Genomic DNA, 26,898 nt, shown 5'->3' with positions numbered 1-26,898 from the left:
CGTCGAAGTCGTCCTGCGCGCCTGCCCGCGCGTACCGCATCATAACCGCCCGCAATCGCCGGCCTACCCATCACGCCTCGCTCGTGAGCAGGTTTCCAGCCATTGCGCCTGAGTTCACGGCTGATCGTGCTCGGCGAGCGCCGCAGCGCTCGTGCAATCTCACGTGTGCTCCGGTTCTCGAGCTTCATCGCGAAGATCACGGCGCGCTCCTCGGCGCCCAATTGTTCGTATGTCTGTCCCATGCAACGCATCTTAAACGGTGCTGTTGCACTTGCATCTTGAAACCGCCCCTACTTTTCTTTGCGGCTGCAAAGAAAAGTAGGGGCCGCCCCGCACAGGGGCAACACTAATAGACCACCGCGAACACAAGGAAACGCGAAAAACCCAGGAACCGCAAAAAAAGCGCCCCAAGTGCAACTCAACCCCGCCCCTGCACCGCCAGATACCCCACAAACCCTTGCACGATAGCGTTCGTCTCGCCCGCTCGCACGAGCTTGAGCACCTGCGATTCATAAGGATTACTTGCAAGTTGCCTGAACACGGCGCGCTCGCCGGCCATATTACCCAGAGCAGCGGGCACCAGCGCGATCCCCATACCGAATTCCACCATCGTCACCACGGTCTGCCATAACCGCGCCTCGTGGCGGATCTGCGGGCTGAAGCCAGCCTCCACGCAAGTCGCAATGATCTGATCGTGATAATGCGGCGACACCGAGCGCGGAAACAGAATGAACGGCTCGCGCGCGAGCGCGGCAAGCTCGATGCGTCTGCGCCGCGCGAAACGGTGACCCGCCGGCAAGCAACAAAGAAATGGCTCAGAAAAAAGCGCCTCGGACTGCACCTCGGCCGGAAACCGCCCCCAGTGCGCGAAACCCAGATCGATCTGCAAGCGCTGCAGCGCCTGCACCTGCTCGATGGTGTTCATCTCTCGCAGCACGACCTCCACGGCGGGATGATCGGCTTCGAAGCGCCGAACCGCCTCGGGCAGCCCGCGATAAAGCATCGAGTTCACGAAGCCGATGCGCAACCGCCCCGCAAGCCCATGCGCCGAGCGCGCCGCGATGCGCCGCACTTCGTCCGCCTGCTCCAGTAGCCGCCGCGCCTCTTCGAGCAGCACATAGCCCGCGTTCGTGAGCGCAACGGCCTTGTTGGTGCGTTCGAGCAACTGCACGCCCAGTTGATCTTCGAACTTGCGGATGTCGAAGCTCAGCGCGGGCTGCGAGATGAAAAGCCGCCGCGCCGCGCGGCCGAAGTGCAACTCCTCGGCCACGGCAACGAAATAGCGCAATTGCTTGAGTTCCATTCCACTGTCTCCGTCCGACCTGATCGGCTGCATGGTCGGGTTGGTGTCGTTATCGATAGAGGCTGCTTATCGTACAGGACATCGTTTGTATTGGACCGTTATCGTTGCGCTGCCTAAGCTTGCTCCCAATACGGTGCCCATGCGCGCCGATCCAAACAAGCCCCCCTGGAGACACCCCGATGAGCGATCTTCCCGCCGTCGCCGCGCAGGCCGAAGGCTCGGCCAACATTCCCGATAGCTGCGGCATCAACTTCTTCACGAGCGACCCCGGTCTGGCCCCGCTACTGCGCAGCTATCTCGGCGATACGGCCTACGCCGCCATCGAGCCCCAGCTCGTCGCGCTAGGCCAGCGCGCCTCCGACGAACTCGACGCGCTAGCACTGGTCGCCGACCATAATCCGCCCACGCTGAAGCAGCGCACACGCCGCGGCGAGCCCATCCAGAGCATCGAAAAGCACCCCGACTACGTTGCGCTCGAACGCGTCGCTTACGCTGAGCTTGGCCTCGCCGCGATGAGCCATTGCGAGAACGCGCCCGCGCCGCTCGTCAAATACGCGCTCACCTATCTGTTCGTGCAGGCCGAGTTCGGTCTGTGCTGCCCCGTGAGCATGACCGACTCGCTCACGCGCACGCTGCGCCGCTTCGGCTCGCCCGAGCTCATCGCGCGCTATCTGCCGATGCTCGCCTCGCAGGACTTCGACACGCTCTATCAAGGCGCGATGTTCATGACCGAGCAGGCAGCGGGCTCGGACGTCGCGCGCATCGCCACGCGCGCGGTCAAGGCGCGCGGCGCGAATGGCGAGGACGTCTGGCGCCTGCACGGCGACAAGTGGTTCTGCTCGAACGCCGACGCGGATCTCGCGATGGTGCTCGCGCGCGCCGAAGACGCGCCTCCGGGCATCAAGGGTCTCGCGCTCTTTCTGCTACCGAAGACGCTGCCCGATGGCACGCGCAACAGCTATCGCATCGTGCGCCTCAAGGACAAGCTCGGCAGCCGCTCGATGGCGAGCGGCGAGATCGTGCTCGAGGGCGCGCAGGCGTATTTGATTGGCGAAGTGGGCCGCGGCTTTCATCAGATGGCGGACATGATCAACATGTCGCGTCTGTCGAACGGTGTGCGTGCGGCGGGCCTCATGCGCCGCGCGCTCACCGAGGCCCTGCACGTGGCGCGCCATCGTGAAGCGTTCGGCCGCAAGCTGATCGAGATGCCGCTGATGCAGCGTCAACTGATCAAGATGATGCTGCCCGCCGAGCAGGCGCGCTCGATGTTCATGCAGATCGCCACGCTGCTCGCGCGGGCCGATCGTGGCGACGAGCTTGCCGCGAAGTGTGTGCGCATCCTCACGCCGCTCGTCAAGTTCCGCGCCTGCCGCGACGCGCGCCGCGTAACCGGCGATGCGATGGAAGTGCGCGGCGGCGTGGGCTATATCGAGGAATGGAGCGACCCGCGCCTCGTGCGCGACGCACATCTGGGCTCGATCTGGGAAGGCACGAGCAACATCGTGGCGCTCGACGTCGCGCGCGCGGCCAAGCGCGAAGGCGCGCTCGATGCGCTCGCGCGCTATGTGCGCGCACAGCTCGCCGAAGCGGGTCTGCCCGAAGCCAGCGCGGCGCTCTTGCGCGCCGCCTTCGAACGCGCGAGCGCAGCGCTCGAAAGCGTGGCCGAGTGCGGTCGCGACGAATCGGTGCGCCAGGCCGCGAGCGCGCTCTATCACGCCACCACGGCCACCTTCATGGCGTGCGAGGCCGCGCAGGTCTCGCGCGGCGCGCACGATTACCGGCGCCTCGCGCTCGCGCATCTGATCGTGCGTCACAAGCTGCTGCCGCGCGATCCGCTCGCACTCGATGAGCGTGACGCCAGCGCCGCCCAACTGCGCGCACTCGTCGACGAACAACCGCTGCCGCTCGCGGACGCGATGCAACTCTTGCCCGCACAGTGAGACCCGCGCAATGAATAGTCATCAGATATCCGAAGCATTGGCTTCGAACGAGGTCAATGGCGCGCTGCACGGTTTGCGCGTGATCGACCTGAGCCGCGTGCTGGGCGGCCCGTACTGCACCCAGGCGCTCGCCGACCATGGCGCCGAGGTCATCAAGCTCGAGCCGCCCGACGGCGACGAAACGCGCGGCTGGGGCCCGCCCTTTCTCGGCGAGACCGCCTGGTACTACGTGGGCGTGAATCGCAACAAGCAGGGCATTGCCGTGGATCTTTCGCGCGACGAAGGCCGCGCGATTCTCTGGCAACTGCTCGAAGGCGCCGACGTCCTCGTCGAGAATTTCAAGCCCGGCACGCTCGCGCGCTGGGGCATGGATTACGAGCGCGATCTCAAGCCGCGCTTTCCTCGCCTGATCCATTGCGCGATCTCGGGCTTCGGCCCGGACGGCCCGCTCGGCGGCCTGCCCGGCTACGACGCCGTGATCCAGGCGATGGCCGGCCTCATGAGCGTGAACGGCGAAAGCGACGGCCCCGCGCTGCGCATCGGCCTGCCCATCGTCGACATGGTGACGGGCCTGAACGCGCTCGCCGGCATCCTGCTCGCACTCGCGGAGCGCGAAAAGAGCGGCCAGGGCCAGTCGGTCGACATCGCGCTCTACGATTGCGGCGTCTCGCTGCTGCATCCGCATCTGCCGAACTTCTTCGGCAACGGCCGCACGCCACAGCGCAGCGGCAACGCGCATCCGAACATCGCGCCCTACGACAGCTACGCGACTGGCACCGCGCCCATCTTTCTCGCCGTGGGCAACGACCGCCAGTTCGCAAAGCTCTGCTCGCACCTGGGCATGCCCGATCTCGCCGACGACCCGCGTTTCGCCGACAACCGCAGCCGCTGCGCGCACCGGCCCGAATTGAAAGCGGCGCTCGAAGCACGGCTCGCGCAGCACGACTGCGAGACGCTCGCACGCGATCTGATCGCCGCGGGCGTGCCGTGCGGCCCCGTGCAGACCGTCGATGCGGTGGCCGCACATCCGCATACGCGCCATCGCCGCATGCTGGTCGAAATGGACGGCTATCGCGGCACGGGCGCGCCGGTCAAGCTTTCGCGCACGCCGGCCACCTATCGCACGCTGCCGCCCGCGCTCGGCGGCGACACACGCGCGGTACTCGACGCGCTCGGCATCGACGCCGCCACTCAGCAGAAGCTTTTCGATGCCGGGGTGGTGAAGGGATAGCGCAACAGCAGCAAGCAGAACGAAACCGACACAGGAGACAAACATGACGAGCCTTCCCTCGCGCCAACCCGCGCGCGCTTCACTGGCCGCCTTCGTCGGCACGACGATCGAGTGGTACGACTTCTACATCTACGCCACGGCTGCGGCGCTCATCTTCGGCAAGCTGTTCTTCCCGTCGAACGAGCCCTTCTACAGCACGCTCGCTTCGTTCGGCACGTTCGCCGTGGGCTTTTTCGCGCGGCCGCTCGGCGGTCTCGTGTTCGGGCATCTGGGCGATCGCATCGGCCGCAAGAAGGCGCTGGTCGCCACGCTTTCGATCATGGGTCTCGGCACCGTGGGCATCGGCTTTCTGCCGACCTACGCCAGCGCGGGCGCACTCGCGCCGGCCCTGCTGGTTGCGCTGCGTATCGCGCAAGGCATCGCCATCGGCGGCGAATGGGGCGGCGCGGTGCTGATGGCGGGCGAGCATGCGCCCAAGGAAAGGCGCACGTTCCTCGCCTCGTTCGCACAACTGGGCAGCCCGGCTGGTTTGATCCTCGCGTTGCTCGCGTTCCGCAGCGTCGCGCATCTGGACCACGCCGCGCTCTTCTCGTGGGGCTGGCGTCTGCCGTTCATCGCGAGCGCCGTGCTGCTCGTGGTGGGCCTGCTGATCCGCTCGGGCGTGGGCGAATCACCCGAGTTCGAAGCGCTCAAGACCCAGCGCCGCACGGCCGCGCTGCCCGTCGTCGACGTGCTGCGCGATAGCTGGCGCGTCGTGCTGCTGTGCCTGGGCGCCAATGTGATCGGCGTGGCGGGCGCGTGGTTCGTCAACACCTTCATGCTCAACTACACGACGCAGACCCTCGGCCTCGACCGCGCGCTGATTCTCGACTGCCTGTTCGTCGTCGCGTTCATCCAGTTCCTCACGCAGCTCGCCTCGGGCTGGTTCGCGCAGCGCGTGGGCGCGGGCCGCTTCCTCACGCTCGCCGCCGCGCTCGCGATGCTCTCGCCCTATCCGATGTTCGTGCTGGTTTCCACGGGCAGGCCGCTCGCCATCGTGATCGGCATCGCCATTGCGGTGATGTGCATGTCGAGCTCGTATGCGGTGATGGCGGGCTTCATGACGAACGCCTTCCCGGTGCGCGTGCGCTATTCGGCTATTTCGATATCCTATCAATGTTGCGCGGCGCTTGCGGGTGGCCTCACGCCGCTCGTGGGCACGCTGCTCGCGCACGACTTTCCCGGGCAATGGTGGCCGCTGGCGCTCTTCTATAGCGCGCTCGCCGCCGTCTCGCTCGTGTGCATCGCGGTGCTGCAACGCAGGCAGCCGGCGACGACCACGGACGTCGCCATCGCGTTGGCCGAGTAAACGGTGAGAATGCGCGGAGAAAACGTGGGAAAAGCGCGGAGAAACCGCGAACAGGACGCGCGCTCCGTGCGCGCGCCCTGCCCGCTCAGTGCGTATGCGACGGCACCGGCGCGGGCGGCAGAGTCGCTTGCGCCGTCGCCACGATCGCGCGCATGAGGCGATCGAGCGCGGCGCGCCACGCATCGCTCTCGCGGCCGCCGTCCAGCAAGGCACGCAGGAGATCGCTCTGGAGCTCGTCACGCGCCGCGCCTGCCGGAAGCATGTCGCCGAGACCCACGAGCGCCTCGGCTAGCGGCGTGAGCGCGACAAACCCGGCGGCTTTCAGCAGATCGCGCGCCGCACCGGGGGCCGCCGCGATCAACTGCACCCGCTCCTCCCACACCACGAAGCGCGCGAGCCGCGCAAGCACGCTCTCGCCCGCCTGCGCACCGGACGCATCGTGTGCATCGTGCACGTCGGCGCCGGCAATCCAGCCCGGCAGTTGCGCGGCCGGCATGGGCCGCGCGATCACGTAGCCCTGCACGCCGTCCACGCCGAGGATCGCGAGCGCGGCCAGCAGATCCGCCGAATCGACGCCCTCCGCGAGCACGAGCTTGCCGAGCGAATGACCGAGACGCGTGACCTGATACACCACGCGCAATGCGTCGAGCGCCGTGTCGCCGTCGAGTTGGGCGATCTCGCGGTCGATCTTGATCCAGTCGAACGGCAGCTCGCGCAGCCGCGCGAGCCCGCTATGCCCGGAGCCGAGATCGTCCTGCGCGAGCAGCACGCCCAGCGCGCGAAACTTCGCGAGTATCGCGCGCTGCCCTTCGATTAGCGAAAATGCTTCGGTTTCCAGAACTTCCAGCGTGAGCCGCGCGCTCGGGCACGCGTGCGTCTGAAGCGCCTCGCGGGTCGCCTCGAAATAACGGATGTCGTTGAGCGCGGCCGGCGGCAGGTTGATCGAAATATCCAGATCGTGTCCCGCGGCGAGCCATTGGCGGCGGTCGGCGAGCGCCTGATCCAGCCCGCGCGCGAACAGTTCGAGCAGATCGTCGGAGGCCAGCGAGAAAAGGAATTCGTCGGGCGTGAGCAGCCGTTCGCCGTCGCGCAGACGCGCCAGCGCCTCCACCTTGCCGCAGCGGCCCGTCGCCAGATTCAGCAGCGGCTGGTAGTGCATCTCCAATGCGCCCGTGCGCACGAGCGCGGCCCGATGCTGACGCACGCTCACCGGCACGGCGGCGCCGTGCATGCCCTCCTGGATCTGCAGGCGCGTGACTGCGCAGCCGAGCAATGTCTGCAATAGCTCGACAAACGCCACCTGGTCCGGTCCGACGAAGCCGCCCGGCCAGGCGCTATAGAGCATCAGCACCGCGATCGGCGGCTGCCCGGGCGCGGCGAGCGGCAGCGCGACGGCGGAGCGCAAGCCCTCGCGCTCGGCCATCTCGCGCCAGCGCGCGACGAGCGGGTCGGTCTGATAGTTCACCACGCGCTCGGCCTTGCCGCTGCGCCAGGCACGCCCCACGGCGCCCTGCCCGCATGGGTGGTCGGCGCGCACGCTGATGTCGTGTCCCTGCCCGCCCAGCGCGGCGAGCAGCACGTTGCCGTCCTGAGCGCTGCCACCCGCGCCCGCCTCGAAGTGGAAGATGCCGGCTGCATCGGGGCGGCCGATCGCGCACGCGACCAACTCGTCGTGAGTCGAGAGCGCGCCGATCACCTGGTCGATGAAATGGGTGTAGCTGCCCGCCACCCAGACGATGCGCGTGATGCGCTGAAGCACTTCCTGCTGCGAATCCTCCACCGCCTGATACGCCTTGAGCTGCCAGGCGGTGTCCGAGGTAAGGCGTCGCGCATAGAGCGACAGCGCCTGGCCGCTCACGCGGTGCCCGATCTGCTTGTAGACGAGTTCCTGAAGAATGCCGCGGCTGCGCACGAGCTCTTCCTTGTCGAGTCCGACGATGGCATGGATGCGCCCGATGCGCATCGCCATCGCGGCATGCTCCTGCGAGTTCAGGGCCGGCTGCGCGAGCGCGAGGAGGTTCTGCACCTGCCGCCCTTTGAGATGCGCGAGTTCCTGCTCCGACAGCATTTCGAGGATGCGCCGGGACTTGGGCAAGCGCGCCAGTTCCTCATAGAACTGATTCACCACGAGGTCGGCGGTTCGTTGCAATGCCTCGATCAATGTTTGCATGCGTAGCGCCCGGGCGTGGGGAAGTCGGCCATCCGAGCGCGGCGCGCAAGGCGGCGAGCGAGGCCTGGTCGCTCAACGAGAAATGATACGGCATGCATGAACGCGTGGAGGGCCGTCACTGCGGAGACTTTCTTCGGGACGTGGCCCAGCGTACATAACCAGGCAGTCAACAAGGTGACACGGGGCGCACGAATGGTGATTCTGGAATCAGCGCGGCCAAGGTAGCCTGGCGTGCCTTAAGACGCACTTAAGTGGATGCTCACACGGTAGCGCCCGCGTAACGTGCCGCCGCTTCCACGCGCGGCGCGGCGGCCTCGGCGGCGCTGCGCGCGCGGCGCATGTCGTCGGCGGGGCTGCAGCCGAACAGGCGCTTGAATTCGCGGCTGAACTGCGAAGCGCTCTCGTAGCCTACGCGTGTGGCCGCCGCGCTCACGTTCATGCCGTCGTGCGTGATCAACAGCCGTGCTTGATGCAGGCGCGTGGTCTTTACGTACTGCATCGGCGAGGTCGAGGTGACGGCCTTGAAGTGCGCGTGAAAGACCGCGAGGCTCATGCCCGCCTCGGCGGCCAGCGTCTCCACGTCGAGGTCGCCGCGATAGTCGGCATGAATGCGGCGCAGCGCCTTCGCGATGCGGCCGAAATGATGCTGATGCGTGAGCGCCGCGCGAATCGCGTCGCCTTGCTCGCCGCTCAGCACGCGATAGCAGATCTCGCGCACGATCGACGGGCCGAGAATGCGCGCGTCGCTCGGCTGCGCGAGCGCTTCGACGAGGCGCAGCACGGCATTCGAGAGCAATGCGTCGAGCGGCGTCGCGTAGATGCCCACCGGCTCGGCCACGGCGTTGCCGCGCGTGTCGTTGAGCGCCATCAGCAGCTCGGCGACCATGGTCAGATCGACGCGAATCGAAATCGCGAGGATCGGCTTGTCGGGCGTGGCCTCGGTCTCGCACTCGAACGGCAGCGGCACGGAGAGCACGAGATATTGCTGCGCGTCGTAGATGAACACCTGGTCGCCGAGAAAGCCGCGCTTGCGGCCCTGGCAAACGATCACGATGCTCGGCTCGTACATCACCGGCCTGCGCGGATGGCTCTCGCTGCCGCGCAGCAGGCGCACGCAGTCGATCGAGGTGGGATGCACGCCGTCGCGCTGCGTGAGCTGCGTGAGCAGCTCGACGATGCGGCGCTGCGTGGCGTCGTCGGTTTGTGCACTTTTCATGACAGTAGCGCTCCTGAATTCATCGATAGAAGCGGAGAAACAGGCTTGCCAATCTATCACCGAACGCTCGCGTTTGCTGGCCGCCAGGAGAATCAGGCAAGTCTTCGATAGATTCAGGTATTCCCTGGGTGGAGCGCGATCCTTAGCATGGGAACCCTGCCGCAACACCCGCAACTCCCATCGACCCAGCGTTTCTTCATGCGCTGCATGCGGGCGTTTGCGCGGGCGTTTGCGCGCACGTTTTGCACATTCAGCACGCCCCTTTAGCTTCAGGAGTCATCGCCCATGTACCCCACTTACGGATATGCCGCCCGCGACGCCGCCTCGCCGCTCGCCCCATTCGAATTCCAGCGCCGCGATTTGCGCGAACTCGACGTGCGCATCGACGTGCAGTTCTGCGGCGTGTGCCACTCCGACCTGCATCAGGCCCGCAACGAATGGCGCAACACGCTCTTTCCGGTCGTGCCGGGCCACGAGATCGTCGGCCGCGTGACGGAAGTCGGCAAGGGCGTCACGCGCTTCAAAGTGGGCGAGCTCGTGGGCGTCGGCTGTCTCGTCGACTCGTGCCGCACCTGCGCGAGCTGCGCGGAAGGCCTCGAGCAGTATTGCGAGAACGGCTTCGTGGGCACCTATAACGGCATCGACCGCGTGAGCGGCGATCTCACCTACGGCGGCTATTCCACGCAACTCGTCGTCGACGAAGCCTTCGTGCTGCGCGTGCCCGAGAACCTCGACCCCGCGGGTGCCGCGCCGCTGCTGTGCGCGGGCATCACCACCTATTCGCCGCTGCGCACCTGGGGCGCGGGCCCCGGCAAGAAAGTCGGCATCGTGGGACTCGGCGGCCTCGGCCACATGGGTGTGAAGCTCGCGCACGCGATGGGCGCGCATGTGGTGCTGTTCACCACCTCGCCCTCGAAGATCGAAGACGGCAAGCGTCTCGGCGCCGACGAAGTCGTGATCTCGAAGGACCCCGAGCAGATGAAGGCGCATGCCAACAGCTTCGATCTGATCGTCAACACGGTGGCCGCGCAGCACGACCTGAACCCGTTCATCGAACTGCTCAAGCGCGACGGCACGATGACGCTGGTGGGCGCGCCCGAGCACGATCACCCGTCGCCGCAAGTGTTCAACCTGATCTTCAAGCGCCGCCGTCTCGCGGGCTCGCTGATCGGCGGCATTGCAGAAACGCAGGAAATGCTGGACTTCTGCGGGCAGCATGGCATCACGTCCGATATCGAAATGATCAAGATGCAGGACATCAACAACGCCTTCGAGCGCATGCTCAAGAGCGATGTGAAATACCGCTTCGTGATCGACATCGATTCGCTGCGCCAATAAGCGAACGCTGGCGCCTGACGTAACCCCTGCTCCCCGCCGGGCCGTCCTTTCCTGACGGCCCACCCAGCCCCGTCGTGCCGAGGCCTGCTGTTCCCGGCCTCACGTAGTCGAGCGGCGCCGCCTCACGCGAGGCGCGCGCGCCGCGCTCCAAACCGCTATTGGCGTTTTTGTCCGCTTCTGCCGTAGCGCGGAATTCGTTCAAGCCGTTCTAACCAGATTGAATCAGGAGCTCGCCCGTGATCGACCGCATTCAGGCGATGCGTACCTTCATTCGCATCGTCGATACCAACAGCTTCACCAAAGCCGCGCACTCGCTCGACATGCCGCGCGCCAGCGCGACCACCTTGATGCAGAGCCTCGAAGCACTGCTCGGCACGCAATTGCTCGTGCGCACGACGCGCCGTCTTTCGCTCACCCCCGAAGGCGCCGCGTACTACGAGCGCGCCGCGCAGATCCTCGCCGACATCGACGATGCCGAAGCGAGCGTGCGCCAGTCGCCCGGCGCGATCGGCGGGCGCCTGCGCGTGGAGATGCCGGGGTTGATCGCCAACGCGATCGTGCTGCCCGCGCTCGACGATTTCCACGCGCGCCATCCGCAGATCGATCTCGTGATCGGCGTGAGCCTGCGCAACGTCGACCTCGTTGGCGAAGGCGTGGATTGCAGCATCCAGCTCGGCGAATTGCCCGACTCAGGGCTCGCCGCGCGGCGCCTCGGCGTGCTCGAGCATGTGACCTGCGCGAGCCCCGCGTATCTCGCACGCCATGGCGCGCCGCAATCGCTCGACGATCTCGCGCGGCATCCCGTGGTGAATTTTCTTTCGCCGCTCACGGGCCGTCCGTTCGAATTCGATTTCGAAGTGGACGGCAGCGCGACCAAGGTGAAGGTGGACGGCTTCGTGCACGTCTCCGACGAATTCGCCTACCTCACCTGCGGCCTGCAAGGCTATGGGCTGATCCAGCCGCCGCTGCTCGCGGCGCAGCCTTATCTCGACAGCGGCGCGCTCGTCGAGGTGCTGCCGCAGTGGAAGCCGCTGCCCACGCCGGTCTCGGTCGCGTTCGTGAAATCGCGTCAGGTCTCGCCGCGTGTGCGCGTATTCGTCGACTGGCTCGCCGCGCTGTTCGAGGGCGCGGGCGCGATCAATCGCGATCTGTCTCGCGTGCGGCAGTTGCTCGGCGGGTTGCAGCCGGCTTGATGCGCACGGGGCCATGACTGGAGATGGCGGAACAGGGCGGAACAAAGCGCAAAGCGCTGCTGCACGCAGCATGCCCCCAGCCGCGAGCGCGGCCTCACGCCACGCGCGTGAGCGCCATGCCACGTCGCGCATGAAAGCGCGCGACGGTTGCGTAAGGCAGCCAGGCATCGGCCTGATACGGCGCGACACCCGAAGGATTGTGGAACCACACGCCGCCGTCGCTGCGCCCGTGCAGCAGGATCAGGTGGCCGCCCTGATGCGCGTTCGCCCGCTCGGGGTAGCGGATCTCGGGGCTCACCGAAACGATCGCGAGCGTGCCGGCATTCAGGCGCGCGGCGCTGGTCTCGATGTCCTCGTCGGTCAGCACTTCCACGCGCACGCCGAACGCCGCCTCGGCCCACGCGGCGAACGGCCGGTAGATCAGCCCGTCCACGCCGCCGTCCTCGCGCATGCGGTAGACGCCGTGGCGCAACGCATCGTCGAGCAGCCCGGCACGCGGCGCGTGAGCGATGCCCCAGTAGTCGAGCGCCGATTCGAAGCAGGTCAGCCCGCACAGCCGCTTCGCCCAGAAGCGGTAGTCGCCGGGCAGCGCGAAGCCGCTCGCACGCCAGCCCGGATCGTCGCACGGGTCCGCGCCCTCTTCGACGATGCGCGCCACCCAGTCCGGGCTCCCCCATTGGCTGTAGTACGGCACGCCACGATGGCGGATGCCGCGCGTGAACTCGTTCATTCGATCTATCGTTCCTCGCGATATCGGAAGATGCACAGACCCACGGCCCGCACCGGGAAATTCGCGTAAAACCGATATTGTCGCAAATAAAAGCGAGCGCTCGCGCAAGCTTCGGGACGCGAAAGCAAGGCCAGGAACGGTCGTTGCGCTCACATATCGAGTCGTCATCGAACGTTGTCGACCAAAAGCTTGCATAACTGTAAAGTTATGCGTTTAGAATATTTCGCGTCCGCGCTCTATCAGAATTATTTGTTCCTGAGGCAGTGCCACGGCACGAGATAATGAGCCCAACCCGACTCTCGATCCCCCCCATTTGCAGCATGCCGAACGTTGAACACGCAACCGACTCGGCCGCGGTCGCAGAACGCGTACGCGAGCTGATGAGCCGTCATGGCATCGGCAAACGTCAGCAAACGACGGAGCTATGCCGGATCCTCGACCTGAGCTTTTCGCAGGGGCACCGCAAATTGCGCGGCAACAGCCCGTGGACGCTCGCGCAAATCAAGAAAGTAGCCGAAGCGTTCGGCGAGCCCGCCGGGCAGCTATTCGGCGCGCAGTTGCTCGACCCCGGCATGGTGGGCGCGACCGCGCAGGAAGCGCTCTTGTGCGTGAGCGCCGCGGAACTCGCCTGCACCGCCTGGATTGGCGCGCCCGTGGAGCCGGGCAGCCGCCCGGACTTCGTCGCCTACGAGAAGCAGGGCCAATGGCGCGTGGTGCGCCCCGACGGCGGGCTCTACCAGAACGCGCGCGAAGTGCACAAGATCGAGATCTACCCGCGCCGCGCCGAGTCCGACAAGCCGCTCATCGCCGTGGTCGACGACGACCAGGCCTCCGCCGACAACCTGCGCGACTACCTCGAGCACAGCGGCTACGCGGCGCAGGCGCTCTACGGCCTCGCCGCGTTCGAGCAGGCGCTGGAGCAGAACGTGTTCGACGGCGTGGTGATCGACTGGCTGTTCGGCAGCCAGACTTCCGCCGATGCCATCCGCCAGGTGCGCGCCTCCGAGAACCCCGACGCGCCCATCTTCGTGCTCACGGGCGAACTGCTGACGGGCAAGGCGAGCGAATCGGAGATCAGCCAGGTGGTGCGCCACTACAACGTGGCGTGCTACGAAAAACCGGCGCGCATGGCGATTCTCGTCGCCGATCTCTCCAAGCGGCTCAATCGCGGCTGATACAGGCTGAAATATGTAGCCGAAATACGCGGCTGAAATACGTAGCTGACACCGGCCGCTCAGGTCCCCAGCTTCTCGCGCGTGTCACTGGCCGCACGCAGCACATCGAATGAAAGCGGCGCATCGAGTGCGCGCAGCAGCGCCCGGCGCAGCACCTCGTAGTGCACCGGCTTGGGCAGCAAGTCGAAGAACGGATTCGCGCTATCGGCGGCAGTGGCCGCGAGCGCGGCCACGTCGGCGCTCACGGCGATCACGCGCGGACGCTCGCCAATCCCTTCCTTGTCCGCGCCCTCGCGCGCCTTCAGCCCCGCCACGAACGCATAGCCGTCGCGCCCCGGCATGTGCAGATCGAGCAGCACGACGTCGCAGCGCGTCTCGTCGAGGCGGGCTAGCGCGCTGTCCGCGTCGCTGGCGGCGAGCGCCGCGTAGCCCATGTGCGCGACCATCTCGCAGAGCGACTCGCGCACGAGCGGATTGTCGTCCACCACCAGCACTTGCGGCTGCCGCGCCTCGTCATGGGGATGCGGCGCGACCACGTCGGCCACCGGCGCCACGACCGCCATGACGGGAATCGTCACCGTGAAGGTCGTGCCGCGGCCCACGCGGCTATCGGTTTCGATCGTGCCGCCGAACAGATCGACGAGCCCGCGCACGATCGCGAGCCCCATGCCCGCGCCTTCGTAGCGGCGCGAGCGCGAGGTGTCGAGTTGCGTGAACTCCTTGAAGATGAGCGGGATCTGCGCGGCCGACACGCCCGGCCCGGTATCGCTCACGATGATCGCCAACGTTTGCGCGGGCGTCGTGCCGCCCTGCGTCGTCGGCGTCGTGGCGCCCCACGCGAACTCGATGCACACCGAGCCTTGCTCGGTGTAGCGAATCGCGTTGGTCACGAGATTGTTGGCGATCTGGCGGATGCGGTGCGGATCGGCCACGAGCGCCTGTTCCACGCCGTGGCTCGCATGCTCGAACGTCAGTCCGCGTGCGCGCGCGGCCTGCTCGTTTTCGTCGACGATCGACTGCAGAAGCTCGCGCGCATCGAACACTTCCTGACGCAACTCGAGCTTGCCCGCGCCAAGGCGCGCGTAATCGGTGAGGTCCTTCATCTGCGCCTCGAGCTGGCGCGCGGCGGTTTCGAGCCGCTGAATCACCTTGCTGTCCGCCTCCGAATGCGAGTTGAAGCCGAGCAATTCGATCGACGACACGATGGCATGCAGCGGCGTGCGCAGTTCGTGGCTGATCATGCCGAGGAACGCGTCCTTGGCCATGCTCGCATCGCGCGCAGCGCGGCTCGCCTGAGCCTCGGCCTCGAGCGCCGCGTGCTGCTGCCGGATCAGGCGCGTGCGCCGGTAGCCGTTCATCACGAGCAGCACCGCCGCGGCGGACGAAAGCATCAGCAGCACGAGTCCCGCTGCGAACAGCTCGCGGCGCTTCGCGATGAACTCGCGCCGGATGCCTTCGCGCTCGGTCACGTCGGCAAAGCGCCGGCTCAGCGCGAGATCGGTCACCTGGGTCCAATGCGTGTCGAGCGCCATCAGCATGGGCACGGCGCGCTCGGGATTATCGGCGAGCGTCTCGATCTCGGCGTCGAATGGCGCAATGGCGATATCGATCGCAGCAAGATCGGTGTGCTGGCGCTTCAGAAGATCGGTCTTGCCCGCGAGCTCGCGCGTCGAGCCCTTCATCACGTTGAGCTTGGATTGCAGGACTTCGTAGCGCAGCCGTACCTTGTCGAGGTCGCGGTCGAGGCCATCGGCATAAATCAGCAACTGGCTTTCGAAGCGCGCGTAGGCGATCTGCATCTGCGCGGCGTCCCAGTAGAGACCGTCGTAGTTGCCGGTCAGGCGCTGCACCACGTTGGGATTGAGCAGGTTCGCGTAGAGCAGGTAGCCCACGGCCACTACCGCCGGCGCCAGCGCGGCAACCCAGATCAACACATGCAGCAGGCGCCGCAGCGGACGTCGCATCACCTTCTCACGGCTTGATGGTCATCGAAACGATCTGCCAGGCGAACTTGGCGTCGCCCTCCGCGCCGTCGAGCTCCATCGGGAACTGGTCGCGCGGATAGATCAGGAACAGCGGGCCGAAATTGCTCACCTTCAGGCGCTTGCCGTTCATCTCGTAGGCCAGCACCGCGCCATAGCGCGCGGCGTCGGCCACGGGCACGACGCAGGTGTAGTCGTCGATGGTGTGAATCTCGATCTGGGTGCCATACGCGCCCACGGTACTGAGCACGTCCGAAAGCAGCACGCCCGTGAAGGTGGAACGCGGCGTCCAGTTGGTGGACGTCACGATCGAATGCGCCGGCAGCTTGAGCAGCGCCTGCGGGCTGAAGTGATAGGCGGTGTGCGCGGCGTTGTTGGTCACGCGCACTTCGCCGTTCACGTCGAGCTGGAGCGCGCCGTCCGAATCCGCCAGTGCAGTCTCGGGAACCGGGGCGGCAGCCACCGCCAGCCATCCCGCGAGCGCAGCCATGAAGCGCCGGCGCTCGCGATATACGGGCCGGTCTTTCTGCCGGCCATCTTGCCGGACAACTGGATCCTGCATTGCTCTCGCTCCCCTGGCGCAAAATTCATTGTGTGGTCAGGCCGTATGATCCGGCCCTTTGCGCTGTCTGTGTTTTTCTACGCGCGTTGCGTTGTTTACGTCCCGCCGTCTACGTCCCTACGTCCATTACGCGGCACGCACCGTGCCGGCCTGCATGGGCCGGCAAGCATAGGCATAATATCGTCAAACATTGATCCAACAATAGATGCCTTGTTCGCCGTCATGTTCGCCTGTGCACGCATCGGTAGCACACGGCGGCGCGGCGCGGCAGACCGTCATCGCACCCCGCCATCCCCGTCCCATGAACAAACCCGTCGTTCCGCTCACCTATGAACAGCTCGACCATTGGGTCGAGTCGCTGCAGCCATTGCTGATCGAGGAGGATTTCGCCGCCGTGGTGGGTATCCTGCGCGGCGGCGCGCCGCTCGCACTGATGGTCTCGCACGCAACGGGTGCGAACGTCGCGTTCTTGCGCTACACGCGCGAAACACGCGAGGTGCGCTGGGATTCCACGCTGCCGATGCCCGAACCGGGCTCGAAAGTGCTGGTGTGCGAGGACATTGCCGGACGCGGCCACACGCTGGTGGACTGCATCGCGTTCCTGCGCGAGCACGGCCTCGTGGTGCGCACGCTCACGGGCGCCTACGACGACCTGAGCCGCTTGCGCCCCGACTATTCGATCGACGCGAGCGGCTATTTCGCGCTGTTCCCGTGGGAGCGCCAGGCCTACACCGACCGCTATCGCGCCGACTGGGCCCGCGAGGGCGCGCGCGAAGGCACGGGCATGGCCGACGATCACGACTACGCGGTCTACGCGATCGACCTCGACGGCATTCTCCTGCCCGACATTCCGCTCTCGCGCTACGACGAGAATCTCGAGGCGGCGCTCGCCGAGCGCGACGCGCTGCTGCCGCTCGAACGCATTCCCGACATCGACCTGAAGCACGCGCGCGCGATCATCACCGGACGCCCCGAAATCGACCGCGAGCGCACCCAGGCCTGGCTCGACCGGCACGGCTTCGGGCATCTGGAACTGATGATGCGCGCCCGGGGCGAGCACGACGACACGTCTTCGGGCGCCGCCGAGCACAAAGCCGCTGCGGCGGTGCGCTGCGGCGTGACGCATTTCATCGAGAGCGATCCGGTGCAGGCCATCTATATCGCGCGGCTCGCGCCGCTCCTGCGCGTGGTCTGGTGGAACGCGCAGGCGCGCGCAGGCACGTTGATCGGCGCATCGGCCTGGGGTTGAGACGCGGGTAGTCCCGCACGGATCGTGTATCGTTTTGGTCTTGGCCCCGATCGACCGGGGCTGCGCCGCGCGCCGCTTGCGCCAGATCCCCCGACGCATCGCGCGCCATTTTTTTGCTGCAAAGGAGAGAGCGCCGGATGATCAAAATCTGGGGACGCGCCAACTCGGTGAACGTCCAGAAACTGCTGTGGTGTTGCGACGAACTCGTGCTGCCGTTCGAGCGGATCGATGCGGGCGGCCCGTTCGGCCACCTCGACGAAACGTCCTATCTTGCGATGAACCCGAACGGCAAGATTCCGACCCTCGTGGACGGCAATTTCGTGCTGTGGGAATCGAACGCGATCCTGCGTTATCTGGCCATGGAGTACGGCCCGTCGAGCCTGCTCTACCCGACCGACCCGAAAGTGCGCGCCTCGATCGAGCGCTGGCTCGACTGGTCGATCGGCACGCTCGCGCCCGCCGAGCGGCCGCTCTTTCTCGCACTCGTGCGCACGCCGCCGGAAAAGCGCGACCCGGTGAAGATCGAAGCCGATGTGCAAAACGTGGCTGCGCTGTGGGCGCTGCTCGACCACCATCTGCGAGGCCGCTTCTTCCTCGAAAACGAGCGCTTCTCGCTTGCCGATATCGTGCTGGGGGCGTTCGCGCGCCGCTGGTTCGGGCTCGATGGCATCGAGCGGCCCGCATTGCCGAATCTCGAGCGCTGGTATCAGCGCCTCGCGCAGCGTCAGGGCTTTCGCAAGTACATCGACCTGCCGCTGACCTGAGCGGAACCGAACCGGGCGGAACTGAACTGCACCGCCCGGCGTGACGCTCATGTGAGCCCGGGCGCGTCAGCGCACGCACGACGCGCCCCGTATAATCGCGGCATGAAGACAGCAAAACCGTCACCGGACACCCCGGCCCCGCACGGCCACGCGCATGATCGCGATCACGCCCACGAGGCGCACGATCATCGTCATGGCGAGGGCGGCGCGAATGGTGTTGCGGGTGCGCACGGCGCTCCCGGCATGAGCGCCAGCGGCGCGTCGCTCGAAAGCGCGCTTGTGATGGCCGAGGCCTATTGCCGCGAGCGCGGCGAGAAGCTCACGCCGATCCGCCGCAAGGTGCTCGAGTTGCTGCTCACCTCGGGCCGCGCGACCAAAGCCTATTCGCTGCTCGACGAAATGCGCCAGATCCATCCGGGATCGGCGCCGCCCACGGTCTATCGCGCACTCGACTTCCTGCTTTCGGCGGGGCTCGTCCACCGCATCGAATCGATCAACGCGTTTGCCGTCTGCCACGACCTCACGCAGTGCCAGCACGGCATCCTCGTCGTCTGCCAGCAATGCGGCAACGTCACCGAACTGCACGAGCCCAAACTGCGCCAGGCGCTGGTCGCGCAGATCGAAGCCGCGGGCTACCGGCTCTCCGGCGACGGCATCGAGCTCAAGGGCGTCTGCGCGCAATGCCAGGCGATCCAGGCGCGCGAGGAGACTCAGGAAAGCCAGGCGGCCCAGGCCGACAACGCGGCCGGACAGCAGGCCGGACAGGCCGGCGGTGCCGAAGGCACGCAGACTGCCGCGAAGGCCGCCGCACAGCCCTGAAGCAGCGGCGGCGCAGGACACCGCCACCTGGCCGTCGCCTGGCGCCGCAGCGGCGCTGCTCCTTCAAGGCTCCATCAAGGCATCTGACGCGCGTCGATCGCGTCGCACAGCAACGCAACCAGCGCCTCGGGCCGGGCCGGCTTGGTCATGAAGTGCTGAAAGCCCTCGCCGATGCTGCGCAGGCGCCAGCTCTCGTCGGTGTGGCCTGTGAGCGCCACCGCGACAACCGGGGCATGATCGCCACGAATCTCATGGTCGCGCAGGCGCTGGATCAGGTAGAAGCCGTCCATCGCGGGCAGGTCCAGATCGCAGACCACGGCGTCGGGAAGCAGGCTCAGAGCCGCTTCGACGCCCGTTTCCGCGTCCTCTACCGCAACGACCCGGGCTCCTTCCGCCTCCAGCAAGGAGGTCAGGGAATCCCGGCTTTGCGGGTCGTCTTCGACCAGCACGATGGTCGTCTGGTCGAGCTTGTGTACTGCGTTCATTGTGTTTGCTTAAGGCCGTTCTGTCTGTTTGGCTTGCCGCGCGGCGCAATCGGCGCAATCGGGGCGCGCGGTTCGCAGCGGGCAACACACTACGGGCAACGTGCCCGATCGCCCAATTAGAGCAATCCCGATGCCGCGCGTTCAGCACGGCGCCGCGCACGATAGCCGCAGTCGAGGTCACGCCGATGACAACGGCGCGAATCGCCCCGCCCCACACCGATTTGCCCTTCTGGCACCGCGCTTCGATGCGGACCGGGCAAGACCTGCCGGTAGCGATTGCAAAATCATCCGTTAGCGCCCCGCATGCTCCGGCGCGCGGGGGCGTCTATCTTACGTTTCCTGGAAAAAATATTACGATTGGCTAAAATCCTGTGGCTGCGCGCCCGGCAAGGCGGTCCGCGCAACCCACGCAATCGCACGCGACGCTCACTCAGCCGTCGTGCCCCAAAAAAGGCGCACCACCCAGCGCTACTACAGAGGAAAAGACCCACCCATGAACATCAAGACCGAGCCAGTCGTGGTCGACCCGCACGACACCCGCCGGCGCGTGCTCGCCATCGTCGGCGCTTCTTCGGGCAATCTCGTCGAGTGGTTCGACTTCTACATCTACTCGTTCTGCGCGCTGTATTTCGCGCCTGCTTTCTTTCCGAGCGGCAACACCACGACCCAGTTGCTGAACACCGCCGGCGTGTTCGCGGCGGGCTTCCTGATGCGCCCGATCGGCGGCTGGCTGTTCGGCCGCATCGCCGACCGCCACGGCCGCCGCGCCGCAATGATGATCTCCGTGCTGATGATGTGCGGCGGCTCGCTCGTGATCGCGGCCCTGCCGACTTACGCGCAGATCGGCGCGTTCGCACCGCTGTTGCTGCTCGTCGCGCGCCTGTTCCAGGGGCTTTCGGTGGGCGGCGAATACGGCACCAGCGCGACCTATATGAGCGAGGTCGCGCTCAAGGGCCGGCGCGGCTTCTTCGCCTCGTTCCAGTATGTGACGTTGATCGGCGGGCAGCTTTGCGCGCTGCTCGTGCTCGTGATCCTGCAGCAGACGCTCTCGACCGAGGAGCTCAAGGCGTGGGGCTGGCGCGTTCCGTTTGTCGTGGGCGCGGCCGCCGCGCTGATTTCGCTGTACCTGCGTAAATCGCTCGACGAGACCTCCACGAACGAATCGCGCCACAAGAAGGACGCGGGCACGATTCGCGGCGTGTGGCAGCACAAGGGCGCGTTCCTTACCGTGGTGGGCTTCACCGCCGGCGGCTCGCTGATCTTCTACACGTTCACCACGTATATGCAGAAGTACCTCGTGAACACGGCCGGCATGCACGCGAAAACGGCCAGCAACGTGATGACCGGCGCGCTCTTCGTGTACATGCTGTTGCAGCCCGTGTTCGGCTCGCTGTCCGACAAGATCGGCCGCCGCATGTCGATGATCCTGTTCGGCACTCTCTCGGTGCTCGGCACGGTGCCGCTCATGCATGCACTCAGGGACGTAACGAGCCCGTTCGCCGCGTTCGGGCTCATCGTGGTCGCGCTCGCAATCGTGAGCTTCTACACGTCGATCAGCGGCCTCATCAAGGCGGAGATGTTCCCGCCCGAAGTGCGCGCGATGGGCGTGGGCCTCTCATATGCGGTCGCCAACGCCATCTTCGGCGGCTCGGCCGAGTACGTGGCGCTGTGGTTCAAGTCGATCGGCAGCGAGTCGACGTTCTACTGGTACGTGACGGCGCTGTGCGCGATCTCGCTGATCGTGTCGTGGCGCATGCGCGACCCGAGCAAGGAAGGGTATCTGCGCCACGAGCCTTGATCGGGCCGATGATCGTGCAGATGAGCGGGCCGCCATGCCCGCTCTTTCAAGCGGGCTGCGCCTTCGCCTCCACGGCCCGCTCCATCGCACGCTGCAGCGTTTCGTAGACCTTCGGCCGGTTGCATTGCGAAACGTTGAAGCGCAGAAAGCTGCCCGCGCCGCGCGACACGCTGAACACGTTGCCCGGCGCGAGCACCACGCCGTGCGCGAGCGCCTCGCGCGCGACTAGCGCGGCGTCGAGTCCATCGGGCAATTGCGCCCATAGCAGCATGCCCGCCTGCGGGCGCGTCCACGCCGTGACACCCGCGCAAGCCAGGCGCCGCAGCGTCTCGCCCATCGCGTCGGCGAGCTTCGCGCGCAAGCCGTCCAGGTAGCGCCGATACGTGCCGTCCACCAGCAGACGCTGCACGAGATCGGCGGCCAGCTCCCCATTGCCGAACGACACCGAGAGCTTCAGGTCGACGAGCGGCTCGATCCAGTCCGTGCGCGCCGCGATATAGCCGCAGCGCGCCGCCGCCGTCATCGTCTTCGAAAAGCTGCCGATGGCCACCACGCGCGCGAGGCCGTCGAAGGCCGCGAGACGCGGCGCCGGATGGGTTTCGAAGTCGGCGAAGATGTCGTCCTCGACGATCAACAGGTTGTGCTCCTCGGCGAGCTTGAGCAGGCGGTGCGCAACCGTGGGCGCGAGCGTCGCGCCGGTGGGGTTGTGGATCGCCGAGTTGGTCACGTAAAGGCGCGGACGATGCTCGGCAAGCACGCGCTCGAATGCCGCGAGGTCCGGGCCGGTGGGCGTGTACGGCACGCTCACGACCTTCACGCGATGCACGCGCAATAGCGCCTGGAAATTGAAGTAGCACGGGTCGTCGACCACCACGGTGTCGCCCGGCTCGAGCAGGAAGCGGCACAGGATATCGAGCGCCTGGCTGCCGCCGTCGGTGAGCACGATCTGCTCCGGTGCGGCCTCCACGCCGTGCTGCGCGAGCCGCCACGCCAGTTGCTGGCGCAGCGCGGGCAGCCCGAGCGGCGAGGCATAGTCGGTGAGCTGGGCGTGCGGGTCGCGGGCAATCGCGCGCAGCGCACGGCGCACGGCGTCCTGCGGCAGCCACGACGCAGGCAGCCAGCCGCAGCCGGGCCGCAGTGCGCGCGCATCGGTCTCGAGCGACTGGCGCGTGAGCCAGAGCGGATCGATCTCGCGATCGAGGCGCGGGCCCGTCGCACCCATAGCGCCCATAGCGCCCATCGGCCCGCGCGCCGCGAATGCGCCATATGCTCCGAATTCGCCGCGACCGCCCGGCAGCGCGTGCGCCGCCACGAAAAAGCCGGAACCGCGCCGCGCGATGAGCGCGCCTTCGGCCACGAGCCGCTCATACGCCTCCACCACCGTGGACTTCGAGACGCCGATCTGCTCGCTCATCATGCGGATGGACGGCACGCGCGCCCCCGCCGCCAGCGCTCGCGCGGCGATGCGCTCGCGCAATACCTGCATTACCTGCTCGACGCGGGTGAGCGCCAGGTTCCCTGTCTGCCGGGTGTCTTCCATCTGTACTGCTCCGTGTTCAATACAGTTTGTCCATATTGTACTGATCCTTGGCTTACCGGTTTGCCGCCACGCGCGCATGATGCCCCGATCGGCACGCACTCGCGCGCGCCCTCGCCATCGCTCGCGACCCCTTACAACCCCGGCACGACCCCGCTTACGACATATCAGGCCTATGCGCAAATCTCTCGACCCCACCACCGATGGCTGGCTCTGCGGCCTCGCAGGCGTCCTCATCTTCAGCGGCTCGCTGCCCGCCACGCGCCTCGCCGTGCTCGGCCTCGACCCGCTCTTCCTCACCGGCGCGCGCGCCACGCTCGCGGGCGCGCTCGGCGCGCTGCTGCTCCTTGTGTTGCGCGCGCCGCGGCCCGAGCGGCGCGAAGTCTGGCCGCTCGTGATCGTGGCGCTTGGCGTGGTGGTGGGCTTTCCGCTCCTCACCGCGCTCGCACTGCGTCACGTGAGCTCGGCGCACGCGATCGTCTTCGTCGGCCTGCTGCCGCTCGCCACGGCAATCTTCGGCGTGCTGCGCGCCGGCGAGCGTCCGCAGCCCGCGTTCTGGGTCTTCTCCGCCATCGGCAGCGGCGCCGTGGTCGCGTTCGCGCTGCGTCACGGCGTGGACGCGTCCCCCGTGGGCGACGCGCTGATGCTGAGCGCCATCGTCGCCTGCGGACTGGGCTATGCGGAAGGCGCACGGCTCTCGCGCCACCTCGGCGGCTGGCAGGTGATCTGCTGGGCGCTCGTGATTTCGCTGCCCGCGATGGCGCCGCTCGCCTGGTGGTTCCTGCCCGCCTCGTTCGCGGCGGTGAGCGCGGCCTCGTGGTGGGGGCTCGCCTATGTGTCGCTCTTCAGCATGCTGATCGGCTTCGTGTTCTGGTATCGCGGCCTCGCGCTCGGCGGCATTGCGGGCGTGGGCCAGTTGCAATTGCTGCAGCCGTTCTTCGGCTTCGTGCTCGCCGCGCTGCTGCTGCACGAGGCCGTGCCGCCCGCGATGATCGCCGTGACCGTCGTGGTGATCGGCTGCGTGGCCGGGGCGCGACGCTTCGGGCGCGTCGCTTCGGCAGCGAACCGCGCGCCGCAGGCGCAGCGCGGCTGAGGCTGAGGCTGAGGCTGCCGCAGGTTGCGCCAATGGGTTGTCGCGCGGACGAGCTCACATACAACGGCGCGCAACCAGGCGCGGCCTGGGGCAACGCGTGCTCGATGCCGCACGCACGCCCTTACAATACGTCCTCCCGGCAAACCGGCTGCGCGCCGGACCAGCAGACTTCGAGGACCTCGCGCTTATGCAATCCCTGTACACCCACATTCAACCGTCCAACTGGAATTTCCTGTGGGACGCACTCACCAGCTTCGCGCTGCGCCTGTGCGCGGCCGCGGCGATCCTCTGGATCGGCTGGTGGATCGCGCGGCGCGTCGGCAACTGGTTCGCGCGCCAGGACGGCATCGACGCCACACTGCGCCCCATCGTGCGCGATTCGTCGCTGTGGGGCGTGCGCCTCGTCGCGATCGTCGGCGCGCTCTCGCAAGTGGGCGTGCAGACCGCGAGCATCGTGGCCGTGCTCGGCGCCGCGGGTCTTGCCATCGGCCTCGCGCTGCAAGGCACACTGCAGAACATCGCCGCGGGCATCATGCTGCTGCTGCTGCGGCCCTTCAAGGTGGGCGACTCCATCGACGGCGGCAGCGGTGCCAGCGTCGCGGGCACCGTGGAGGAAGTGAATCTCTTCACGACCCGCCTCACGAAACCCGACGGCATCTGCGAATACGTGCCCAACAGCGCGCTGTGGAGCAATTCGATCCGCAATTACAACCGCAATCCCACGCGGCGCCTCGACCTCGAAGTGGAGGTTTCGATGAGCGACGACGTGAACCGCGCCATCGAGGTGCTGCGCGCGCTGGCCGCCGCCGAGCCGCACGTGCTCGACACGCCGGCGCCGCAGGTCATGGTGAGCCGCTTCGACGACAGCACTGCAGTCCTGAATATTCGCCTCTGGTCCACGATCGACACGTTCTGGGACATGCGCTGGAGTCTCTCGCGCAAGGTGCGCCAGGCGCTCAACGACGCGCAATGCGCGCTGCCGTTGCGCACGCGCGAGCTGCATATCGTGCAGACGCAGCCCGCCCAAACTACCCCAGCCGCACCGTCCGCACAGCAAAACGCGCAGCAAACCGGGCCCCAAGCCGCACAGCAAACCGCACAGCCGGCCACGGCGGGCCAGACGGCCCAGCGCGGCGCCTGATCCCTGCCAGCCGACGCCCGCATGAATGCCTTCGCACGCCGCCTGCGCACGCTCGCCACCCAGCTCGTGCCGCATGGGTATCTCGCCCTGCTGCTCGTCGTCGACGGGCTGATGCTGCTGCGCCCCGTGGCCGAGAATGTGCTGCGCCATTCGCGCGGCTCGTGGTTCGAGGACTGGATCTCGATCATCAACGCCTTCGGCGTGCTCGCGCTGCCGCAGGCCGTGATCGCCGCGGGCCTCACGACGATGGCGATCGGCATTGCGCTGCGCGCCCGCGTGGCGTGGGTGATCTCGCTCCTGCTGCTCGCCGCTGCGGCCGGCATCAGCCTGTGGGGCGACTATCGCAGCAGCGCGATGTTCGTCTTCACGCTCCTGCTGGCCGTGGCGCTGCTCTTTTACTGGCGGCGCTTCGACCGCTCGAGCTTCGCCGCCAGCACCTTGTTCGCTGTCCTGAGCATCGGCTCGCTGCTCCTCTACGCGATGTTCGGCGCGCTCTATCTCGGCGACGACTTCGCGCCGCCCATCCGCACCATGGTGACGGCGTTCTACTTCTCGATCGTCTCGATGTCGACCGTGGGCTACGGCGATATCGTGCCGCGCTCGGACACCGCGCGGCTCTTTACGGCCTCGATCATCGTGCTCGGCATTACGGTGTTCGCCACGTCGATCAGCGCGGTGCTCGGACCGGTGATCGGCGGCAAGCTCAAACGCATTGTGACGGGAGGTATTTCCAACGTGACCCGCAAGAACCATTATTTGATCGTCGGGGCCTCGCCGCTCGCGCATAGCGTGTACGCGGGCCTCAGGAAGCGCGGCTACGCCGTCACGGTGATCGTTTCGCCCGGCACGCCGCACACCTATCCGCCCGAGGCCGATCTCGTGGAGGGCGACGCGAGCGACACGGCCACGCTGCATCACGCGGGCGCGGAGACCGCGCTCTCCGTGCTCGCGCTGCGCATGGACGACGCCGAAAACGCCTTCGTGATTCTCGCGATCAAGGAGCTCGCGCCGAAGGTGCGCACCGTGGCGCTCGTGAACGACAGCCGCAACCTGCAACGCCTGCGTCTGTTGCAGCCCGACATGGTGTTCTCGCCGCAACTGCTCGCGGGCGAACTGCTCGCGCGCACGCTCAATAACGAGACCATCGATAACGATCTCGTCGAGCATCTGCTGTTCGGCAAAGCCCAGGCGAGCGAGACGGTCTGATACCGCTGCGCCGCTTCAGCGCGTGGGGGACGGCAGGCGGCGGAATAGCGTGGGATAGTCGATCACGAGGCCGTCCTCATCGACGCGCAGGTTCGCGGTGAAGTCGCGGAAGATGCCTTCGTAGCGGTACTCGCGATCCGGCTCGATGCAGACGTAGGCCTGCTCGACGCGTTTGGGCTCGAGCCCGGGCGCCGCGATATAGGCGACCTCGATTGGCCGCCGCTCGCGTCGAAGGCCAGATGCTCGATGCCTTCGCCTTCCTCCGAAACCCAACGTACCTCGCGCATGACTCGTCTCCTGATGGACCGGGGCGGGCGCTTTCGCCAGGCTTCGGTCCCGTGAAGGGCCGCTGACTGACCGCTGACTGACCGCTGACCTCTGATCCTCTGTCTGACCCTGACCGACAGCCAACCCGGCAGCGGCCATCGTAGCGCAGACAGTGGCGCGGGCACCCCAAATTACCCCGAGGCCCCCCCCAAATGCAGCGGTAATCGAATACACTCGCCGATCAGCGGCAAATAGCGACTATCAACGCCCGCGCATGCGCAAGACACCCCGCTTCGCCTATCCTCGCGGTGCGGGTCGACAGGGCGGTTTCTGGCTCGCTGCTTTGGGTTC

Annotated in this window: 22 protein-coding genes and 1 pseudogene; 13 read left to right on the top strand and 10 right to left on the bottom strand. The window is 66.8% G+C overall.

From position 1 onward, the window contains the following. Together L5014_RS31265 and L5014_RS31260 are read right to left on the bottom strand one after the other, a co-directional pair. The coding region (locus tag L5014_RS31265) for a helix-turn-helix domain-containing protein (protein ID WP_274389399.1) at positions 1–242 on the bottom strand (242 nt) is incomplete at its 3' end. 176 nt (positions 243–418) lie between these two features. Beyond that, the gene (locus tag L5014_RS31260) at positions 419–1,303 is read right to left on the bottom strand and encodes a LysR family transcriptional regulator (RefSeq protein ID WP_274389584.1); all 885 of its coding nucleotides are present in this window, start codon (positions 1,301–1,303) and stop codon (positions 419–421) included. 179 nt (positions 1,304–1,482) lie between these two features. On the opposite strand from L5014_RS31260, the gene L5014_RS31255 reads away from it, so the two are divergent. From L5014_RS31255 to L5014_RS31245, 3 genes are read left to right on the top strand one after another with little or no spacing between them, the layout of a single operon-like run. Beyond that, positions 1,483–3,243 carry an acyl-CoA dehydrogenase family protein gene (locus L5014_RS31255; protein WP_238467667.1) on the top strand — a complete coding sequence of 587 codons (1,761 nt, stop codon included), beginning with the start codon at positions 1,483–1,485 and terminating at the stop codon, positions 3,241–3,243. 10 nt (positions 3,244–3,253) lie between these two features. Continuing rightward, positions 3,254–4,474 (top strand): CaiB/BaiF CoA transferase family protein, encoded by a 1,221-nt coding sequence (locus L5014_RS31250; RefSeq protein ID WP_238467666.1) that lies wholly within the window; start codon positions 3,254–3,256, stop codon positions 4,472–4,474. A gap of 43 nt (positions 4,475–4,517) precedes the next feature. After that, the gene (locus tag L5014_RS31245) at positions 4,518–5,822 is read left to right on the top strand and encodes an MFS transporter (RefSeq protein ID WP_238467665.1); all 1,305 of its coding nucleotides are present in this window, start codon (positions 4,518–4,520) and stop codon (positions 5,820–5,822) included. Positions 5,823–5,907: 85 nt separating this feature from the next. On the opposite strand, the gene L5014_RS31240 is transcribed toward L5014_RS31245, so the two are convergent. Together L5014_RS31240 and L5014_RS31235 are read right to left on the bottom strand one after the other, a co-directional pair. Then, positions 5,908–7,992, bottom strand: coding sequence for an EAL domain-containing protein (locus L5014_RS31240; protein WP_238467664.1), 2,085 nt, complete (start codon positions 7,990–7,992; stop codon positions 5,908–5,910). A 259-nt stretch (positions 7,993–8,251) separates the two neighbouring features. Further along, complete coding sequence (locus tag L5014_RS31235) at positions 8,252–9,208, bottom strand: AraC family transcriptional regulator (protein ID WP_238467663.1); 957 nt, start codon at positions 9,206–9,208, stop codon at positions 8,252–8,254. 285 nt (positions 9,209–9,493) lie between these two features. Between L5014_RS31235 and L5014_RS31230 the strand changes: the two genes are divergently transcribed. Next, a complete protein-coding gene (locus L5014_RS31230) occupies positions 9,494–10,546 on the top strand; it encodes an NAD(P)-dependent alcohol dehydrogenase (RefSeq protein WP_238467662.1) in 1,053 nt (350 codons plus the stop codon). 236 nt (positions 10,547–10,782) lie between these two features. After that, positions 10,783–11,739 carry a LysR family transcriptional regulator gene (locus L5014_RS31225; protein WP_238467661.1) on the top strand — a complete coding sequence of 319 codons (957 nt, stop codon included), beginning with the start codon at positions 10,783–10,785 and terminating at the stop codon, positions 11,737–11,739. Positions 11,740–11,833: 94 nt separating this feature from the next. Here the strand turns inward: L5014_RS31225 and L5014_RS31220 are convergent, their stop codons facing one another. Continuing rightward, on the bottom strand, positions 11,834–12,469 hold the full coding sequence (locus tag L5014_RS31220; protein ID WP_238467660.1) for a C39 family peptidase: 636 nt from the start codon (positions 12,467–12,469) through the stop codon (positions 11,834–11,836). A 320-nt stretch (positions 12,470–12,789) separates the two neighbouring features. On the opposite strand from L5014_RS31220, the gene L5014_RS31215 reads away from it, so the two are divergent. Then, positions 12,790–13,644 (top strand): helix-turn-helix domain-containing protein, encoded by an 855-nt coding sequence (locus tag L5014_RS31215; protein WP_238467669.1) that lies wholly within the window; start codon positions 12,790–12,792, stop codon positions 13,642–13,644. 59 nt (positions 13,645–13,703) lie between these two features. Here the strand turns inward: L5014_RS31215 and L5014_RS31210 are convergent, their stop codons facing one another. Further along, entirely contained in the window at positions 13,704–15,608 is a 1,905-nt protein-coding gene (locus L5014_RS31210; protein ID WP_238467659.1) for an ATP-binding response regulator, read from the bottom strand. A 7-nt stretch (positions 15,609–15,615) separates the two neighbouring features. Beyond that, the gene (locus L5014_RS31205; RefSeq protein ID WP_238467658.1) at positions 15,616–16,188 is read right to left on the bottom strand and encodes a putative pterin-binding protein; all 573 of its coding nucleotides are present in this window, start codon (positions 16,186–16,188) and stop codon (positions 15,616–15,618) included. Positions 16,189–16,489: 301 nt separating this feature from the next. On the opposite strand from L5014_RS31205, the gene L5014_RS31200 reads away from it, so the two are divergent. The 3 genes from L5014_RS31200 to L5014_RS31190 all read left to right on the top strand — a co-directional run bounded on the left by L5014_RS31200 (position 16,490) and on the right by L5014_RS31190 (position 19,020). After that, on the top strand, positions 16,490–17,437 hold the full coding sequence (locus tag L5014_RS31200) for a phosphoribosyltransferase (protein ID WP_238467657.1): 948 nt from the start codon (positions 16,490–16,492) through the stop codon (positions 17,435–17,437). A 137-nt stretch (positions 17,438–17,574) separates the two neighbouring features. After that, the gene (locus L5014_RS31195; protein WP_238467656.1) at positions 17,575–18,201 is read left to right on the top strand and encodes a glutathione S-transferase family protein; all 627 of its coding nucleotides are present in this window, start codon (positions 17,575–17,577) and stop codon (positions 18,199–18,201) included. Between the two features lie 102 nt (positions 18,202–18,303). Continuing rightward, complete coding sequence (locus L5014_RS31190) at positions 18,304–19,020, top strand: Fur family transcriptional regulator (protein WP_238467655.1); 717 nt, start codon at positions 18,304–18,306, stop codon at positions 19,018–19,020. 74 nt (positions 19,021–19,094) lie between these two features. Here the strand turns inward: L5014_RS31190 and L5014_RS31185 are convergent, their stop codons facing one another. After that, complete coding sequence (locus L5014_RS31185) at positions 19,095–19,505, bottom strand: response regulator (protein WP_238467654.1); 411 nt, start codon at positions 19,503–19,505, stop codon at positions 19,095–19,097. A gap of 493 nt (positions 19,506–19,998) precedes the next feature. On the opposite strand from L5014_RS31185, the gene L5014_RS31180 reads away from it, so the two are divergent. After that, positions 19,999–21,303, top strand: a complete 1,305-nt coding sequence (locus L5014_RS31180) for an MFS family transporter (protein ID WP_238467653.1) — start codon at positions 19,999–20,001, stop codon at positions 21,301–21,303. Positions 21,304–21,349: 46 nt separating this feature from the next. On the opposite strand, the gene L5014_RS31175 is transcribed toward L5014_RS31180, so the two are convergent. Further along, positions 21,350–22,843, bottom strand: coding sequence for an aminotransferase-like domain-containing protein (locus tag L5014_RS31175; RefSeq protein ID WP_238467652.1), 1,494 nt, complete (start codon positions 22,841–22,843; stop codon positions 21,350–21,352). A gap of 172 nt (positions 22,844–23,015) precedes the next feature. On the opposite strand from L5014_RS31175, the gene L5014_RS31170 reads away from it, so the two are divergent. The 3 genes from L5014_RS31170 to kch all read left to right on the top strand — a co-directional run bounded on the left by L5014_RS31170 (position 23,016) and on the right by kch (position 26,280). Continuing rightward, positions 23,016–23,933: a DMT family transporter gene (locus tag L5014_RS31170; RefSeq protein WP_238467651.1), complete on the top strand. Its 918-nt coding sequence runs from the start codon at positions 23,016–23,018 to the stop codon at positions 23,931–23,933. Positions 23,934–24,120: 187 nt separating this feature from the next. Next, positions 24,121–25,074, top strand: a complete 954-nt coding sequence (locus tag L5014_RS31165; RefSeq protein WP_238467650.1) for a mechanosensitive ion channel family protein — start codon at positions 24,121–24,123, stop codon at positions 25,072–25,074. Positions 25,075–25,095: 21 nt separating this feature from the next. Then, entirely contained in the window at positions 25,096–26,280 is a 1,185-nt protein-coding gene (gene kch, locus L5014_RS31160) for a voltage-gated potassium channel protein (protein WP_238467649.1), read from the top strand. A 15-nt stretch (positions 26,281–26,295) separates the two neighbouring features. Here the strand turns inward: kch and L5014_RS31155 are convergent. Further along, a pseudogene (locus L5014_RS31155) lies at positions 26,296–26,511 on the bottom strand (putative glycolipid-binding domain-containing protein); the annotation flags it as partial. Positions 26,512–26,898: the final 387 nt, after the last annotated feature.

This window comes from Paraburkholderia tagetis (assembly GCF_022213065.1).
Taxonomy (GTDB): Bacteria; Pseudomonadota; Gammaproteobacteria; order Burkholderiales; family Burkholderiaceae; genus Paraburkholderia; species Paraburkholderia tagetis.
This window is presented reverse-complemented; position numbering and strand designations above follow the sequence as displayed.